Source organism: Fluctibacter corallii (assembly GCF_025751585.1).
Lineage (GTDB): Bacteria > Pseudomonadota > Gammaproteobacteria > Enterobacterales > Alteromonadaceae > Fluctibacter_A > Fluctibacter_A corallii.
The window spans coordinates 288767-306002 of the sequence record NZ_JAOWKX010000004.1; the positions used below are offsets into that span (position 1 = coordinate 288767).

Annotated in this window: 14 protein-coding genes; 8 read left to right on the forward strand and 6 right to left on the reverse strand. The window is 43.8% G+C overall.

The genetic code is table 11. The annotated features are described in order from the left end of the window. Positions 1–183 precede the first annotated feature (183 nt). Both OE749_RS09580 and OE749_RS09585 read right to left on the reverse strand, forming a co-directional pair. Positions 184–1452: an inorganic phosphate transporter gene (locus OE749_RS09580; RefSeq protein ID WP_263712225.1), complete on the reverse strand. Its 1269-nt coding sequence runs from the start codon at positions 1450–1452 to the stop codon at positions 184–186. 12 nt (positions 1453–1464) lie between these two features. After that, entirely contained in the window at positions 1465–2142 is a 678-nt protein-coding gene (locus tag OE749_RS09585) for a TIGR00153 family protein (RefSeq protein ID WP_263712226.1), read from the reverse strand. 356 nt (positions 2143–2498) lie between these two features. On the opposite strand from OE749_RS09585, the gene OE749_RS09590 reads away from it, so the two are divergent. The 4 genes from OE749_RS09590 to OE749_RS09605 all read left to right on the forward strand — a co-directional run bounded on the left by OE749_RS09590 (position 2499) and on the right by OE749_RS09605 (position 5624). After that, positions 2499–3407: a hydrogen peroxide-inducible genes activator gene (locus OE749_RS09590; protein WP_263712228.1), complete on the forward strand. Its 909-nt coding sequence runs from the start codon at positions 2499–2501 to the stop codon at positions 3405–3407. 78 nt (positions 3408–3485) lie between these two features. Beyond that, a complete protein-coding gene (locus OE749_RS09595; protein WP_263712229.1) occupies positions 3486–4028 on the forward strand; it encodes an RNA polymerase sigma factor in 543 nt (180 codons plus the stop codon). Beyond that, on the forward strand, positions 4021–4692 hold the full coding sequence (locus tag OE749_RS09600) for a hypothetical protein (protein WP_263712230.1): 672 nt from the start codon (positions 4021–4023) through the stop codon (positions 4690–4692). Before OE749_RS09595 ends, OE749_RS09600 begins: the two co-directional genes overlap by 8 nt. A gap of 14 nt (positions 4693–4706) precedes the next feature. Further along, positions 4707–5624 (forward strand): hypothetical protein, encoded by a 918-nt coding sequence (locus OE749_RS09605; protein WP_263712231.1) that lies wholly within the window; start codon positions 4707–4709, stop codon positions 5622–5624. Between the two features lie 211 nt (positions 5625–5835). Here OE749_RS09605 and OE749_RS09610 read toward each other — a convergent pair whose 3' ends face one another. After that, complete coding sequence (locus OE749_RS09610; protein WP_263712232.1) at positions 5836–10242, reverse strand: hypothetical protein; 4407 nt, start codon at positions 10240–10242, stop codon at positions 5836–5838. 167 nt (positions 10243–10409) lie between these two features. Here OE749_RS09610 and OE749_RS09615 point away from each other — a divergent pair, with 167 nt between their 5' ends. The 3 genes from OE749_RS09615 (at position 10410) to OE749_RS09625 (ending at position 12559) form a co-directional block, all read left to right on the forward strand. Then, positions 10410–11309, forward strand: a complete 900-nt coding sequence (locus OE749_RS09615; RefSeq protein WP_263712233.1) for a histone deacetylase family protein — start codon at positions 10410–10412, stop codon at positions 11307–11309. Between the two features lie 149 nt (positions 11310–11458). Further along, positions 11459–11650, forward strand: coding sequence for a hypothetical protein (locus OE749_RS09620; protein WP_263712234.1), 192 nt, complete (start codon positions 11459–11461; stop codon positions 11648–11650). Positions 11651–11716: 66 nt separating this feature from the next. Further along, positions 11717–12559 carry a hypothetical protein gene (locus tag OE749_RS09625; RefSeq protein WP_263712235.1) on the forward strand — a complete coding sequence of 281 codons (843 nt, stop codon included), beginning with the start codon at positions 11717–11719 and terminating at the stop codon, positions 12557–12559. 14 nt (positions 12560–12573) lie between these two features. On the opposite strand, the gene OE749_RS09630 is transcribed toward OE749_RS09625, so the two are convergent. The 3 genes from OE749_RS09630 to OE749_RS09640 form a co-directional block, all read right to left on the reverse strand. Next, complete coding sequence (locus OE749_RS09630; RefSeq protein ID WP_263712236.1) at positions 12574–13446, reverse strand: delta-class carbonic anhydrase; 873 nt, start codon at positions 13444–13446, stop codon at positions 12574–12576. A gap of 30 nt (positions 13447–13476) precedes the next feature. Continuing rightward, positions 13477–13746 (reverse strand): hypothetical protein, encoded by a 270-nt coding sequence (locus tag OE749_RS09635; RefSeq protein WP_263712237.1) that lies wholly within the window; start codon positions 13744–13746, stop codon positions 13477–13479. 203 nt (positions 13747–13949) lie between these two features. After that, positions 13950–15977: an NADPH-dependent 2,4-dienoyl-CoA reductase gene (locus OE749_RS09640; protein WP_263712238.1), complete on the reverse strand. Its 2028-nt coding sequence runs from the start codon at positions 15975–15977 to the stop codon at positions 13950–13952. A 147-nt stretch (positions 15978–16124) separates the two neighbouring features. Between OE749_RS09640 and OE749_RS09645 the strand changes: the two genes are divergently transcribed. After that, positions 16125–17168, forward strand: coding sequence for an ecdysteroid 22-kinase family protein (locus OE749_RS09645; RefSeq protein ID WP_263712239.1), 1044 nt, complete (start codon positions 16125–16127; stop codon positions 17166–17168). The last annotated feature ends 68 nt before the right edge of the window (positions 17169–17236 follow it).

The window sequence follows — 17236 nt, forward strand, 5'->3', positions numbered from 1 at the left end:
TATATGACAGTTTTATTACACTTTGCGAATCAGCCCCAGCGATTAAGTGTTGCGTGTTTTAAAGAATTTACAACTTTTTGAAGAAATAAAAATTAAGAAGAGTATGACTGTTTTATGACAAAAAAAGCCGATGTAAAAATACACCGGCTTTCAGAGACTTAACCTCAATGGTTAGGCAATTGCTTAAACGCCGAAGATGCCTTTAATCATAAAGAAGAATACGATCGATAGTGCCGCACCAGCAGGCAATGTGACTACCCACGATACTACGATGTTTCTGACTACACCTAAGTTCAGAGCGGCGATACCGCGTGCCATACCAACACCTAATACCGCACCTACAAGCGTTTGCGTGGTGGAAATCGGTAAACCTGTACCTGATGCAATAACAACCGTAGAGGCAGCAGCTAGTTCTGCGGCAAAACCGCGGCTAGGCGTAAGGTGAGTAATGCCTTTACCAATGGTTTTGATAACACGGTGACCAAACAAGGCCAAACCAGCTACAATACCCAAACCACCCAGTGGTAGAATCCACCAGACGAGTTCTGCTTTTTTGCTGATTTCACCGCCACTGCTAACAATACTCACAACCGCAGCAAGGGGGCCAATTGCATTTGCCACATCGTTTGAACCATGAGCAAATGCCATACAACACGCCGTGACTACCATTAAGATAGCGAATACTTTTTCTACGTTGGCAAAATGTGTGTTCTTATCTGCGTTCGGATCGTATTTAATTCTATTGATAGCCAATTTACCGATAAAACCAATTAAGACCGCGATGGCAATTGCAATTAAGTATCCTTGGTTTGATGGAATATCTAGACCAATATGTTTTAAACCTTTTTTGATGGTAACCAAAGACATTACAAAGCCTGCAAGTCCCATATAGAAAGGAACATAACGCTTTGCATTTTCAAATGGCTTGTCGGTATCAAAAATCAGTTTTTGCGCACTTTGGAAGATAAGATAAGCAATAAAACCGGAAATCGCAGGTGTAATAATCCAGCTTCCGACAATGCCGCCTACTTTGCCCCAAGATACTGCGTCTACACTTACGCCGATTGCAGCGAAGCCAACGATAGCACCGATGATTGAGTGTGTGGTAGAGACCGGCCAGCCTAGATATGAGGCGAACACTAGCCACAAGCCTGCGGCCAGTAACGACGAAATCATACCGAATACCAATAACTCGGGTTCGTCAACAAAATAGGCGGAATCAATAATGCCTTTGCGGATTGTAGAGGTTACTTCGCCGCCAGCAAGATAAGCGCCGGCAAATTCGAATACCATCGCGATAAGAATCGCTTGTTTGATGGTAAGTGCTTTGGAACCAACAGATGTGCCCATTGCGTTGGCCACGTCGTTAGCACCAATACCCCATGCCATCAGAAAACCAACTAAAGCGGCTGTAATTATTAGTATTGTGCCGTAACTCGTTAATATATCCATTGTACTACTCTCTTACGCAGCTAGCATTAACTCTAAACGTGAACCAACACGCTCTGATACGTCAGCTAGCTCGCCAACCAACTCAAAAATATTGTACAAAAACATCACATCAACAGGGTTGAGTGTCGGCTCAAGTGCGTGAAGTTCTTGTCTCAGTTCAACCTGAATACCGTCTGTGTCGTCTTCGATGCGATCAAGCTCTTCAATCATATCTTCAACAATACGGACTTCACGGCCTTTAAAGCCAGTTTCCAGTAGGTCATCGAGTTCGTTAATCACTTTTTGTGCTTGCTGAGTTGCCGCAAGACAACGCTCAAGGTAAGCAATAAAGTGCGTTTGTAACGTTTGAGGGATCAATAGTTTGCGACCAAGCACGCGACCTGAAATATCTTTTGCTTTATTCGCAATTTTATCTTGCTGAGTCAGCAAATCGAGTAGGTCTTGACGCTGAATCGGCATGAAGATACCGCCCGGTAAGTTTACGCGAAGCTCGCGTTTAAGCTCATCGGCAGCTTTCTCTAAACGAGAAATTTCACGCTGTAAGGTTTCAGCCGCACTCCAGTCGTCTTTGAATGTAGACTCAAAGAAGGGAAGCAATCCTTGCGCACACTTATGAACCACATTCATGTGGTCTTCTAGTGGTTTTAGGGGGGATTTTGCAAACACCCCCAAAAATGAGTTTGAAGACATAATTTTGCTCTCTTTAGCTAATTTATATGTGCTGCATTGTCATTAAAGGGTTAAATTTGAGGCGCATCATACAGGAAGTGCCACAAGATAAAATAATAAATCGGTAAAAATCGTTAATTGACATAGATTCTTTCTTGCTTTTTTTTAGGTCAGACAAGCAGCTATGGGCTTATATTGGTTTGATCTATTATATTAGTTTGAACTTGACGATAGTCTATTTTTTAATCGCATCATCAAGAATACTGTCTTCATTTCAGTGTGTTAACCCTTACGCATAGTTTGCTCTTTAATAGAAGTTTTATTGAAAATGTGTCACTCTTAATCGAGTTAAACTATTCAAAAGGTGAGCAAAAATAATGAAGTGGCCAAACCTAAAACATTTGCATTATTTAGTGACACTGCATCAGGAACAGCACTTTAATCGGGCAGCCAAGCATTGTCATGTCAGTCAGTCGACATTGAGCACAGCAATTCAAAACCTCGAAGAGCATTTTGGTACACAGTTGCTTGAACGTGATCACAAAACTTTTGTGTTTACTCCTTTTGGGCTTGAACTGGTTGAGCGAAGCCGGCAGTTACTCAATGACGCAAGTGAACTTGTGGAGTTTGCACGTTCGGCAGGAGATTGGAAAGCTGGCACACTGAAATTAGGTGTCATTCCAACCATTGCGCCGTTTATGTTTGAAGGGCTTATTCAAAAAGTGAATGAAGTGTTACCTCAGATTAGCCTTCAACTGCAAGAAGACACCACTGCAAATTTGCTTTCTCAATTAAATGAAGGCGCATTGGATCTATTGATTCTTGCGCTGCCGATGGAAACACCAGGGTGCAAGCAGCTCGTGATTGGTCACGATCCCTTTCATTTGATCTCTCATCGAGACTTAGCGGGTGAATTGCCTCAACCGCTGGATATGTCGGCACTGCCAGCCAAAAGTATTTTTCTTCTGCAAAACGAGCATTGCCTAACAGGGCATGCGGTCAGTGCCTGCGGCTTACAGCACTCCGAGCAAGTCAGTTCGCTCGCTGCCAGTAATTTGTACACGTTAGTTCAATTGGCAACCGCCAAAATGGGCTACACCTTTATGCCTGAAATGGCCATAGCGCGGAATATACTAGGTTCGGCACCGCTAATATCCATGCCTGCAGAAGAAAATGCATACAGAGAAATCGGCTTGGTATGGCGAAGTGGTACTACTCGAGTGAGGTTATTTCGGTATTTAGCGGAATTGTTGGCACCATTAACGCCGGTTCCCGCATTAAAATAAAAAAATTTGATGATTTTCAAACTTTTTAAATCGTTATCTCGACATAAATAACAAATCAATAATAAACGGAATGTTCTGGTGTTTGAAAAAACAGATGAACAGCTAATAAACAAAGCGCTGCAGGGCAACAAAAAAGCCTGGCTTAGCCTGATAAAACGCTATGAGAGTTCGATATACAATTACGCTTTGCGCATGACGGGGAATCGTGATGATGCCATGGATCTACTGCAAGAAGTGTTTGTATCTGTATTTCGAAATCTGTCGAATTATCGTGGCGAGGGCGCGTTTAAAAGTTGGCTGTTTAAAATTGCCCACTATCGGTGCATTGAATTTTATCGACGCAAAAAACCGTCACACGGGCTGGAGGATGTACCAGAGGTTGAGTGCCAACAGGGAACACCAGAACAGCAATTTAGCGCTGGGCAACACAATGGCAAACTGGCGGTGGCGATGCAGCAGTTACCTTTAGCGCAAAAAGCAGTGGTAGAACTTAAGTTTTTTGGACAATTCACATTTGAAGAAATTGCCGAGCAACTGGGTATTTCAACCAATACTGCAAAATCTCGCTTATATAGCGCATTGGGCAAGCTCAAGACTTTATTGGAGGTAGACTATGCCTAATTATGACAAACACGAATTATTGGCCGCTTGGTTAGAGGGTACCTTAACTGAATCGCAGCGCGATGCGTTTGAAAAAGCATGCAGTCAGGATGAGGCCTTCAGCGAACATGTTGCGGCAGCGAATGTGGCAATGATGGATGTCGACAGTCATTCTTTTCAGTCTGTGCCTTCTTGGAATCGCGACGCTACCTTCACTTCACCTGATACAACCAAGTGGTGGCAGTGGCAAGCGTTACCGGCTATGTCATTTTGTACCTCGATGTTAGCCATTGTGATGGTGATTACCGGATTTGAAGTCAGGGTGGATAATGGCAGCGTTACGCTCGGTTTTTCGTCTCAGCCAAATGCACAGCAGCTTCAGGCCATGATTGATGAGCAGATGACAGAATACAAAGATCAGCAAACCGCAGTACTCACCCAATATACACAAGCGTTACAGCAACAACAATTGGCAACTAATACGGAGTTAACTAAGTACTTACTATCGTCAAGTCGCAAGGAAAGAAAAGAAGACTTTGCTGCGCTTATTGAATTTATTAACCAGCAACGCAGCGATGATCAGATGTTCTATGCGCGGCAATTAAACAAATTAGAGAACCATATTTATCACTTGTCGGATACGGTAACAGACCCGCAACAACCGACCTTAAACGAAATGCAATAATTGAGGATGTAATAATGAAAAAGAGACTGATTGCGGGAATTCTCGCCACAACATTAGTTGCCCCCTCACAGGCGCAAACCGACATGCAAGCATTACATAAAGAGCTGAAAATCATGTCGAATATCATGAAAACCGCATTGACGCTCGATGCAAAAGATAAGGGTATTAGAATGCGTGGCGTAGAGGCAACGTACCTTGCTGATCAAGGTGTTGTCTTCGAAGTCACAACCAGCAATGGCGGTTGGAATTTTGATATTGCTGATTTGCTATCAGATGTGCCTATTCCGCCGGTTCCTGATTTACCTTCCGTGCATTTTATTACCTCAGAGGATGAAATGGTCATCGATATTCAAGAAGAAATCGAAGATGCCACTCGTTCGGCGTTTGAGAGCGCTCGAGGAGAAATGCGTAAAGCACGCAACAAACTTCGCAATCTGCGTGAACAAGAGCGAGAGTATGCGTGGGAGCAGCGAGAGTACGATCGGCGATTACGTGACATTGACTTTCAAAAGCGTAGTGCAGACAAAACACATCTGTCGCAGCTAGAACAAAACGAAGCTGAACTACGCCAAGAACTCGAAGAAATTAAACGTAAACGTGAGGAAATTGCGAAGTATTCTGAGCAGTTAGAGGTTGAGCATAAAGCGCTGAATGAGAAACGTATTGAAGCGCGCCAGCAAACTTTCAAAGCCTTTCTCGCTAAGTTCGAATCTGGGATTGGTGATGTGTTATGTAACTATGGTGCTGGTTTGAAGTCGCTGCCAAAAGAGCAAAATGTGTCTTTTGTGCTAGATAAGTTTGGTCAGGTCGATGATCAGTCGTCGCGCAGTGATCGCATCTATGTGTTTAAACAAAAAGACATCAACGCGTGCGTTATCAACCGAATTTCAACCGACGAGTTGCTCACACGCGCTACGATATACGACTTTTAATGGCTAAGGCCAAGGTTGCAACCACCTACTCCTGTAGGTGGTTTTGCTTTTAAAGGTAGAGTGCTAGGCTATGTGTCCCAGGCTATGCGCCCCAGACCATGTGCCCCAGACCATGTGTCCCAGGCTATGTGCCCCAAGCTATGTGCTCCAAGCTATGTGCTCCAGGCTGTGTGCCCCAGACCATATGCGCTTTAATTGTTTATCAGACTGCCTATTCTAACGTTGAAGTCCCTTTGAAAAGGGTAATATTACGCAGCAAAACAGGAACCAAGGTGAGGGTCGCAGTGAGCAATCCCAGTATGGTTTCATAAGCCTCTGTCGCAGCGTACATAACAATGGCCAACAGTGAAAAGACCAATATAAATAGCGGTATTCTGATGTAGCGCCACGGACTTTCTTTGGAGTCTTCAATCCAGTCACGCATTTCTGAATGTTTTTCAGCATGTAATATAAAGCTACCAAAGCTGGCACTGGCGAGTTCCCAATTCCCTCTGTTTACGACATATCCTCGACGTATCAGATGCTCGAGTGCATCTTTATTCAGAGGGTTGGCAAAATGATCAGTGGCGAGTTGATAGAGAAGAAGTCGTTCTTCTTTGGTACAAAGTTCCCAGCGATAGCGGTAGGTTGCGCCCGCCTTTTCTACAAAAAACGCGGTGATTTCACTATTCGTCCAGTGTTGAAGAATGGTTTCTTTAAAAATGTTTTGTTCTGCCTTTTTCACTTTTAGTTCTAACCATTCGAACAAGCTGCGTTCACTTTGATTTAAAAAATCGTATAAAAAACTGATTTTGCTGCGGGTTTTTTTGTCGTTCATTTTGATGGACAAATGGTAACGAACGAAGACTTGCTCTACGCGCTCAAGCTCAGGCCAGCTAGTGCACTCTCTGCGTAGTATTTCGTAGGGATGTTCAGGAAATTCTCTGATGCGTCCATGACAGGGAAACCAATCGTAATATTTTGAAAACTGCGTAAATAGGCTCGCCCATCGCATGATTTCGGTGGCACACGCCATTTGAGTACAATCGGCATTGGGATAATATTGTTGTTTGGTCAGGCGATATAATGGGCTTACATCTGAAATGATGATGATTTGCAGGTGGGGAAAATGCATCGCAAACTCTATGAACTCTAGCGCTTTGTGTCGGTAAGTCTTATCTAGCGCGATAGCGCTTAAGTTTTTAATGACCAAGAGTGGACTGTCGTGATGGCAATGTCGCACCGTATCCTTAAGGCGAAGAATGACATCTTCTTCGGTTTCCATATGTTGTTCGGGCGACTCAGATACAGATACTTTCGCTTCTCCGCTTAATGGCGGAACGAGTTTTGCGAATACGCTTTTTTCTTGTGTCTCCGTTCTCATTTGTTTTTGGCGAAGTTCAGCTTGTATATCCAAACAGCCTGAAAACAGTAGTCGTGTTTTGTGTTGGCTCAGTATTCTCTCTATGGTGCTTCTTCGAGGGCGTAAAATCATTACTCGCTGGTGCTGTTCTGAACCGTCAAATAAGTTGGTAAGGTCGCTTTCTATTTCACTGCGCTTATCTTCGTTACGATGCTGCTCAATAATATGTGAACCAATAATGCGATTAAGAACGATGTGTGAAATGACGTACCATCCTAAGACACCCACGATTAGCGCAAAGGCCATAAGTACGAACAGGTTGTGTTGTATTGCATGGTAAATACGGTCTTGAACGGCTAACGATATAACCGACGCGCCGTTCGTGTGGGAGTGAATGGAATTGAGTGTGGCGATGAGCTCAGCCGATGATCCTGAAGATTTTAATAAACTTGCCATTAAGGAAAAGCTTGTTTGGCTAGAGTGTTTCGGTGTTGCCTTTTGTAAGCGATCAGTCAGAATGTCAATGTGCTTGCTATGACTGGTTTCGGAGCTAGCACAAAAGGCGCTCAATTCTGAGTATTTGATTTGCCAGAGTCGCTCAACATCACCGTGCTCAGTGGATGTGGGAAGGCAGAAAAACAAATTCGAAAAAGCACGGTTAGCTTTGTTTTGAATATTGAACAGCGCAAAATAGTGCTCCCGTTTATTGATTTTCTTCTCGAGTTTATCCACGAGATCTTTTGATTCCATCAACTCCACTTTATTAATAACATGGTCAGCGGCATGGTAAGTGAAGCTAACTGATGGCGGAATACAAACCAGCGCAGTAAACGCCAACATATAGCTTATAAATAAGCATTGCTTGGTATTTTCTACCGACTCTAATTTGGGCTTATTGAGTGCTGTTGTGTCTTTGTTGCTGCTTTCAATGTATCTGACATCCGATAGATAAGTCATTGCGAACGTTGTCATCGCAATAATCACTGTGCCCATAATAATCTCTTCGCCTAGCGCTAAGGAGGGAATACTGGCAAGTGTGATAACGCCAACAAACACCGCTGCGCCAATCAACCATGGTGCAAAGTGGTATGCTCTGTTAGTACGAATGACCGCCACATAAGTGAGGCATAGCACTGACAATAACCACATTGCAAGGGAATGAAATAACGTGAGTGTTTGCAATGAAATGTACAAGCAGATACTCATTAATAGTATTGTGTAGGTGGTGAGGTACAAATAGAACGTCCCATGACGTCGAGTACTGCGAACCAACGCGTACCAGGGAATAAAGCGGCGCGTTAACCGTAATAGCAGAAAAATCGTAAGATAAAATAAACCGGTCGTGAGTAGCGATGTAATAACCACGATGAGGTTCAGCAATTGCATATCTTGTTTTTTATACAGTACCGCTAAGCTCCAATCATGATGATCATGTAAGCGACCGACGGTGATGTAATGTAAATCACCATAATATTCACCGCGAAATGGCTGGCTGGTGGCGCTGGCATTCCCGTATTCTACCGCTTTGAGCACGCGGTTATCATTGTTGGTTGCCGCGTAGAAGTTGTCCATGAGGCTAAGATTCTCATTAGTATGATAAAGCACCTTGCCTGTCGCATTTTCGAATACGGCAAAGGCAAAATTTCTCGGAAGAATTGAATAGGTAAATACGTCAAGTACGACACTGGCGCTTTGTACGGGATAGGTGTCATCGTTTGTCGCAACCGCAATTTGAGTTTGAAATAATCCATTACGCAAATTCGCCAGTCGCTGCAAAATTAATTCTTTGCGACAAGGCGCATCAGGATCTGGTTGGCTGGCGCAACGTTTGGCGGCCTTGAAATACTCTCTGGAGGATATATCTGCTGATACGTCTTCGCTTTTCCAATTCCAATAACACCCCTCTATTCGTCCCGTCTTATCGGCCAAAAACATACTTTCCACGTGGGGGGCAATATTACTGAGTCTTCCAATTTGCTCTGGAGAGAGCACGCATTTAGTTTGTAATTCTGTATTGATAACGTGTTCTTTTTTAGCTTCTTCCATAGCGCTAAACAAATCAATTTGCATAACGTTTCGGCGAATATCTTCAAGCTCACTATGAAATTGCTTTTTTAGTTGCGTATGTAGTGATGAGGCTTCGAGTTGAATGAGGGTATTGATACGTGAATAGATGAGATAATCGAAACATAAGATAGAAATCACGCTACCCATCATGACAATGCCCATAAATACACGTTTTACATCTAGCTGGGTAAAGGCGTAGTTGTGTGAGACGAATCGCACTTTTAACAGCGAACTAGCACCTAATAAAATAAGCAGTGCAGCAATCGCAATGGTGACAATACTGGGAGATAGGTACAGCTTGGCGAGTTGAATATCTGACTGTGGAGCGAATCCAATAATAAATAAGCGTTGTTTTTTGTCGCTGATAGATACATCACGTAAATCTTCGTGATCGCTTTGGTTAAATTTAACATTAAATTGTTGAGGGGAAATATAAATACGGTATCTAACTCCCGCCATTTCACGTTCAACAATGCTGCTTTCACTGATTAATCTGCTGCTAGTGTAATGCTTTGGCGGTGTAGGGGCGTCTTTCTCGGCTTGTTGGCTATTTTCAGAATCAAGTGAAGTGAGGGAGGAAACTAAAATATCACTGAGTAAATTATCAATTTTTATCCCACTTGGCGACTTCTTAAAGTCTTGCTGTAAAAACACTTCTCCTTGTTCTGTCACGATAAAGTAGCTGATTAACCGGGTATTGGTTTTATTCAGGGGAGGCAAAATGTGATTAGGAAGTGATAAATAAAAATCGGATCCTTCTACAGAAAAACGTGTGTAGTTGGGCTTTAATGATTTTTCGTCAGTAATTTCTACGTGTCGCAGATAAGGGGCTTGTCTCGCTTCATCTTGCATCACTTGTGCAAGGCTGTCGTTTGTATTTTCTGGTTGTGATTTATTGAGGTCGTCAGGAAGCGAATCAGTAAGCCCTTGTTTGTTGTTGTCGCTAACGTAAGTGCTGACAGCTTGACCTTGTTTAAATGCCGCTTTTTGCAGAAATTTTGAAATGTTTTCTAGCCGATCGATAGATTGCTGAAAGCCTCGCCCTATGCGATCAATTTCACGGAAATGTAACTGATCTATGGTTTGGGCATTACTGATAGTTTTTAAATAGTAAAATATACCAAATGCAATAATGGCCGAAGATATACAAAAAATGATAAAAAACAGCGGAGATCGTCTGTGCTTGTGCATAGGCAAAGCGACGTCCATGTAGTGGCACTTTATCTATTAAGTGTAGTTAATATTGGATTTATCTCACATTATCTGTACTTTGAATCGCTGAATTGTATGGGTTTTGCACACCACGTGTTGGACACCACGTGTTGGACACCACATGCACAAATACCCGTTTTAGCCTGCAGTTAGAATAATTAAATATGAATAATCTGGTTTTTCATCCTATTTACAGTCAACTATCGTTGCCTCATCGACACCGTTTCCCAATTGAGAAATATGTCGGTATCCGTGATGCATTATGTACTCACGGGGTATCGAAAGCACGTTTCGTGCAACCTGATGCATTCACGCTTGAACAGGTATGTGAATTTGTTGACCCTGCGTATATGACGGCGTTGTATAACGGAACGCTCGACGCAAAAGCGATGCGCCGCATTGGCTTTCCATGGTCTGAGCAACTGGTAAAGCGAACACTAACGGCTGTGGGCGGGACGGTGTTAACCGCAGAGCTTGCTGAAAAATATGGCATTGCGCTGAATTTAACTGGCGGCTATCACCATGCGTTTTATGATTTTGGTTCAGGGTTTTGCATGGTGAACGATTTGTTTATTGCTGCTAATCGCTTATTGCAGTATCGCGATATCGACAAGGTATTGATTTTTGACTGTGATGTCCACCAAGGGGATGGCACGGCCAAGTTAGCTGAAGACCGTTCCGATATTTTCACGGTGTCGATTCATGGTGAGAAAAATTTCCCTCATAGAAAGCAAATATCAGATATCGACATTCCGCTGCCCAAGGGAGCGGGAGACACACTCTATTTAGAAGCACTTGAAGAAACGCTGTACTTGGCATTTCGCCAAGCCAGGCCCGACGCAGTCATTTATGACGCGGGTGTCGACATTCATATCGATGACGATTTGGGACACTTGAATGTCACTACATCCGGTGTTTTTCAGCGAGATAAGATGGTTATAGATTATTGTAAGGCGCATAATGTGCCTGTTATGGCGGTGATTGGCGGCGGGTATCAACGTGATATTCCCGCGCTTGTTGAGGTGCATTTGCAGTTGTTTAAAGCGGCGAAGGTATACGATTAATAACGTGGCGGCGCAGCTGATTTAGCGTATTATATGCATGAAAAAAATAGGTTCTGCAAATGTGACGCTACGCTAGACGGTGGTGTATAATGCGTGTACGATGTTATTGGATTATTTAATTATGAGGCAACGTATGAGGGGCATAGCGTATGTTTAGCTTCTTTCGTTCTAAGCTAACGGCTGAGCAACAAGAATTACTTAACACGGTACAAAATAGCGGTGCCAAAGTACGCGTTGTTGGCAGAGGCACAGTGGAAGTTGATCAAGACAGCATCATAAATTCAAAGCAGTATGCTGATGCAGTCAAAATGGCAGAGCAACTCGTCGCTAATAAAATTTAAGTCTTCATATCGAATTAAGGACGCTGTCACTCACGTTTCATACGTACATCTACGGAAAGACAATCTATGCTCGCCTTCCTTATTCTTCCCATTTTAGGTACAGGGTTTTACATTTTAATTAACGATCCTCAGGCGTTTATTCGATTGCATCGCTACCAAGGGCAGTTACTGTATTTAAAGTGTTTGGGGTATGGATTAATGTGTTTCTTGCTTGCGTTTATATTAGGGGCAAGCATCAATTACCTTTTACCGCCACAACTCCACTTATCAGCTTTTTCTCTAACATTACCACTGGATGTTCATGCGGGATTGGTGTCTGGTTTGCAGGCTATGCAACTGGGTAATGCGGCACAATTAAACCAAGTTGCCTGGTTTATCATTTTGTCGCTATTGATGTTTTTCATCGCTTCCGGCTGGTGTTGGCTGAGTGATTTGGCGTTAAAACGCCGCTCAGAAAAAAATGGCATTGATGCGAAAATTTTCCTAATGAAGCAACTGGTTAAAGATAGTCCAATGGACAAAATGCTGTTAGACGCGTCGTTACAAATTCAGCCCATGTTATTTAGCTTATCAAATCGAAAGGTGTATGTAGGGTTTGTATCAAGTATGGGGGAGCCCACAGAAAATGAAGGGATGGATCAAGAAGTCCGTATTGTTCCTATAATGAGTGGCTATCGCGATACCAATACACTGGTTCCGGTCTTCGAACATGAATATCATCGGCTAGACAAAGCACTAAGAAAAAGCTTAAGTATTACCATCCGTCAGGAATTAATCGACACTGTGTGCCCGTTTAGTTTCGACGTTTACAAGCAGGTTATTCAAACTAAACCTGCTGTCGATAAAAAATTAACCTTGGTATTTCAGCCTTCACCGCCAACCTATACTTGGCAGGTGAAAGCTGAGTAAATGCAGTCGCCGAGTTAGTCGCTAATAGGGGAAAGTAGCGCTGGGTTTGTTACCAGATTGCGTACACCGTGCGCGTGATCTTCGTTGAATGTGTTGTCTTCACACCACGATTTCAGACTCGATATATCCAGTTTCTCAACGTTGGGGCGTACGCGCCAAGTCACCTGTAATGGTGAACCTTGCTCGTTGTAACTTGGCCCTGTCGTAGACCCTAAATACTGCACTGGTTTTCCTGTATTTGAGGGGATATTGAGTGCTTGGTGCAATCCATTTTGCTTCGCGACCTTATTCACCTTATTCGCATCAAGGGCGCTTTTGTCGTTAACCACGACAAATACTTGGGCTTCTACACGTAACTGTGGATTCTTATTGGCATCGCTTAAACAGGCGCCAAGGGTGGGCCCTGGTGTGATGTCAGCAGATGAATGCACGTAGTGAAACTCTACGGTATCGCCTACCTTCACACCACCATGCTTGCCAGCACAAACCGCTTCTTTAAATGGCGTTGATTCACTGTCAGAGAGTTGACCAGAATACACATAGCCGGTGTTGTGTCCTTTACCGTCACCATTACCTGCATAGCTTGCGAATTCACCGCCAGCATGTTCCGCATTTTTGTGGAAATGAATGTTGCATAGATTCATTTGAGATGAAGCGGGGGAAAGCGAGAAGTGTGTGCGGTTATCGCCTTTTTTATCATCAATATTTCGGGGAGATTGAGGCCCGAACCCTGCGCCTTGGGTATTAGTAGACAGTGCCGCGCGCTGTTGGGAAATAACGCTATCATCCACAGCGTTGTCATGTTTGTGATCGCCTGCAAATGATGCACTGATTGGGGTTAAACTCAATACGGATAACGCTATTCCGATCTGTAGATTCCGATTCATTTGATTCCTCTAATTATTGTTGTTTCTCAGTTATTGTTGATTTCGACGTTTTAAATTGTCAAAGTCCTTTAGTAATAACTCAAGCTCTTCTTCGTCGCCGACAAAAAATTGCTCCCGATGCTCGCCAAGGTGCTGCGCTTTTTCCATCAGTGTTCGTTCAAACTTACTGTTCATACGCGAAAACTTATGCTCAAGCTGCTGCCACTCGTCTTCAAGCTCCATACTCATAAGATGAACTTGCAGTTTTAGTTCATCTCGAAGCGATTTTAATTTTAACCAGATAGACAGTTCATCACTCATCAGATGTCTCCATACGCAATTCTACATAGTAAATGTAGCACCGTTTTATCACTAGTGAATGACAATCAAAGGATTACGTTGCCAGAACGTGTGAGAAGGGAAGGGTTAATGAAGGCGCAGCAAGCCTGTATTACATAGTGTTGCTGCACCTAATTGAATTACAAGGCGTTATTCGGTGAATCTACTCAGCCACCGATAGACCGTTACATTGCTGCGGCAAGTTCTGCACCTTGTCGTATTGCGCGTTTGGCATCTAATTCAGCGGCTACATCCGCACCACCAATTAGATGCACGGTCATGCCCTTGGTTTCTAATCCTTGTTGTAACGTGCGCAGCGGCTCTTGACCTGCACAAACAATAATGTGATCGACATCAAGAATGCGAGACGTGTTGCCAATCGTAATGTGCAGACCTTCATCATCAATTTTCTCGTAACTAACGCCGTTAATCATTTGCACTTTATGATGAGTAAGGGACGTTCGATGTATCCAGCCCGTCGTTTTGCCTAATCCGCCGCCCACTTTTGAGGTTTTACGCTGCAATAAATACACTTCGCGATCGGTAGGTTGCCGTTCAGGTTGCATCAGTGCGCCAGGTGTCGACAACGATTTATCAATCCCCCAGTGTGCTAGCCATTTATCTCGGTGAGTTGTTAGGCTCTCTTCTTCTACTAAAAACTCGCCTACATCAAAGCCGATACCGCCAGCCCCAATAATAGCGACTTTCTTACCCACAGGTTTGTGGTGTTTGAGTACATCTAAATACGACATCACTTTCGGATGCTCGATGCCTGGTATTGATAACTGCCTTGGAATAATACCCGTTGCCAGCACGACTTCATCAAAACCTTGTGAGGTCAGTGTGTCTTCATCAGCTAGCGTATTTAAGTGCACATGCACACCTGTTTGCTTGATACGTTGGTCAAAATACCGAATCGTTTCATAGAACTCTTCTTTGCCCGGAATTTGTTTGGCGTAGTTAAACTGCCCGCCAATTTCGCTTTCTTTATCAAAAAGATGCACTTCGTGACCACGCTCAGCTGCATAAGTAGCAAAAGACAGTCCCGCTGGGCCAGCCCCAACCACTGCGACTTTCTTTTTGTTGGCAGGTTGTTTAAATATTAATTCCGTCTCGTAGCAGGCTCTTGGGTTGACTAAACAGCTGGCTCGTTTTTGCTCAAAAACATGATCTAAACAGGCTTGGTTACAAGCAATACAGGTATTAATAAGGTGAGATTCGTTACGCTCGGCTTTTACCACAAAGTCGGCATCGGCTAAAAATGGTCGTGCCATCGACACCATATCGGCGTGTCCGTCAGCCAATACTTTTTCTGCCACTTCCGGCATATTAATGCGGTTAGTGGTAATTAAAGGCACTGACACTTCGCCTTTCATTTTTTCAGTTACCCACGTAAATGCGGCCCGAGGCACGGAGGTTGCGATAGTGGGGACGCGGGCTTCGTGCCAGCCAATTCCCGTGTTGATAAGGGTGGCGCCTGCTTTCTCGATTTCTTTAGCGAGATACACAATTTCTTCCCACGGCGCTCCGCCTTCAACCAAATCCAACATTGACAAGCGGTAAATGATGATAAAATTAGTGCCGACTTTTTCTCGGGTTTGACGGACTATTTCGATGGCCAAACGAGCACGATTTTCTAAGCTTCCGCCCCACTCATCGTCTCGATGGTTAGTGCGCTTGCAGAAAAACTGATTGATCAGGTAGCCCTCAGATCCCATGATTTCAACTCCATCGTATCCAGCCTGTTGGGCTAATGCCGCAGACTTTACATAATCGTCGATGGTGCCTTTAATACCCCGCTTACTCAACGCGCGGGGTTTAAAAGGGGTGATGGGAGATTTAATGGCAGACGCAGACACAGCAAAAGGGTGATAGCCATAACGGCCTGTATGCAATATTTGCATACAGATTTTGCCACCTTCTTTGTGTACTGCATCGGTAATCACTTTATGCTTTTTAGCGTGACGGCGGCTACTCATTCGGCCACCAAAAGGCGCTACCCAACCAGATATATTGGGGCTGATGCCTCCAGTAACGATAAGGCCAACACCGCCTTTTGCACGTTCTGCATAAAATGCAGCAAGTTTATCAAATCCATTTTTTTCTTCTTCAAGGCCTACATGCATTGACCCCATAAGTGTGCGATTGCGAAGGGTAGTAAAACCTAAATCTAAAGGAGCTAGCAAGTGCGGAAAAGCCGTTTTCGTTTCCATAATCTCTTTCTATTCTTGTCATTTCATTCCGACAACGGAATGCTGTTAAACTGATCCTGATGGGTAAACTGTTAACAAAAGGATATACATTATTAACATCCTACAACTTGTCCGACCATTTGCAAATATCTGAAACCCTTAATAGATATGAAAGATTATATTGAATCTCTTAAACTGACTGATACGACGCTTGTGCAACCACTGTGGAGTGGTTACGGCCAAATTCTTCGAGGTTACAGCCAAGCATTGCATGCGCCTGTGGTTATCAAATGGGTCAACCCGCCTAACGTCGCATCGCACCCCAGAGGATGGAATACCGCCGCGTCTCACCAACGAAAGTTGCAGTCATTTGCCACGGAAAGACAGTTTTACCTTTTCCATCGCTTACCGAGGAGGGAAAAAGGTGAACTCAGCTGTTTGACTGCCAACTTGCTTGCATCTGAGCAAGAAGGTCAAGGTTATGTGTTTGTGTTGGAAGATTTAGCCGCCAAAGGCTTTACTCAGACATCTGCAAACGTGAATGCGCTTGGGCACAGCGAGGCAATTGCCAAGGCGACTGCGAAGGGGCCTTCTAGGGCATCTGTCGAGACGCACATTCGCACAGTACTGTATTGGTTAGCTGATTTCCATGCCTATTATCTTGTGAACGACACGTCGGTGCTTCCTGATGTCGGTAGTTATTGGCATTTAGCAACACGACTAGATGAATGGCAGGCCATGGCCGACGGTCAATTAAAACAGTGTGCTAAACACATTAGCACCACATTGCATCGGGCCCAATTTAAAACGTTGCTACACGGCGATGCAAAATTGGCTAACTTTTGTTTTACTCAATCAGGTGCTTGTGCTGCTGCAGTAGATTTTCAGTATGTAGGGCAGGGCGCAGGCGTGCAAGATGTCGCGTATTTTTTGGGAGGCGTGTTGAACTCAAAACAGTTGTTTAGCACTGAAAAACACTGGTTGTCTTGTTATTTTTCTCGGCTTGCATCGACATTAGACAATTTGAATGCGGATATTCCTACAGATGACGTAGTAGCCGAGTGGCAGATGTTATATCCCTATGCCTGGGCTGACTTTCACCGATTCCTAGCGGGTTGGAAGCCAGATCATGTTAAAATCAATGATTACATGGCGTGTCAAACCGATAGGGTATTGAAAGCGCTAAATGCCTGCAGCAGAGACAACGAATAATCTAAAAAACAACAGATGCAATGTAGAGAGAATCGCGGTATTTTTTGCATCGTTTCAAAATACAGAGG

Excerpts from the sequence above, each read along its gene's own strand:
- OE749_RS09605 (WP_263712231.1), top strand. The coding sequence starts at position 4,707 with ATGAAAAAGAGACTGATTGCGGGAATTCTCGCCACAACATTAGTTGCC.
- OE749_RS09625 (WP_263712235.1), top strand. The coding sequence starts at position 11,717 with ATGCTCGCCTTCCTTATTCTTCCCATTTTAGGTACAGGGTTTTACATT.
- OE749_RS09635 (WP_263712237.1), bottom strand. The coding sequence starts at position 13,746 with ATGAGTGATGAACTGTCTATCTGGTTAAAATTAAAATCGCTTCGAGAT.
- OE749_RS09645 (WP_263712239.1), top strand. The coding sequence starts at position 16,125 with ATGAAAGATTATATTGAATCTCTTAAACTGACTGATACGACGCTTGTG.
- OE749_RS09590 (WP_263712228.1), top strand. The coding sequence starts at position 2,499 with ATGAAGTGGCCAAACCTAAAACATTTGCATTATTTAGTGACACTGCAT.
- OE749_RS09640 (WP_263712238.1), bottom strand. The coding sequence starts at position 15,977 with ATGGAAACGAAAACGGCTTTTCCGCACTTGCTAGCTCCTTTAGATTTA.
- OE749_RS09630 (WP_263712236.1), bottom strand. The coding sequence starts at position 13,446 with ATGAATCGGAATCTACAGATCGGAATAGCGTTATCCGTATTGAGTTTA.
- OE749_RS09610 (WP_263712232.1), bottom strand. The coding sequence starts at position 10,242 with ATGGACGTCGCTTTGCCTATGCACAAGCACAGACGATCTCCGCTGTTT.
- OE749_RS09585 (WP_263712226.1), bottom strand. The coding sequence starts at position 2,142 with ATGTCTTCAAACTCATTTTTGGGGGTGTTTGCAAAATCCCCCCTAAAA.
- OE749_RS09615 (WP_263712233.1), top strand. The coding sequence starts at position 10,410 with ATGAATAATCTGGTTTTTCATCCTATTTACAGTCAACTATCGTTGCCT.
- OE749_RS09620 (WP_263712234.1), top strand. The coding sequence starts at position 11,459 with ATGTTTAGCTTCTTTCGTTCTAAGCTAACGGCTGAGCAACAAGAATTA.
- OE749_RS09600 (WP_263712230.1), top strand. The coding sequence starts at position 4,021 with ATGCCTAATTATGACAAACACGAATTATTGGCCGCTTGGTTAGAGGGT.
- OE749_RS09580 (WP_263712225.1), bottom strand. The coding sequence starts at position 1,452 with ATGGATATATTAACGAGTTACGGCACAATACTAATAATTACAGCCGCT.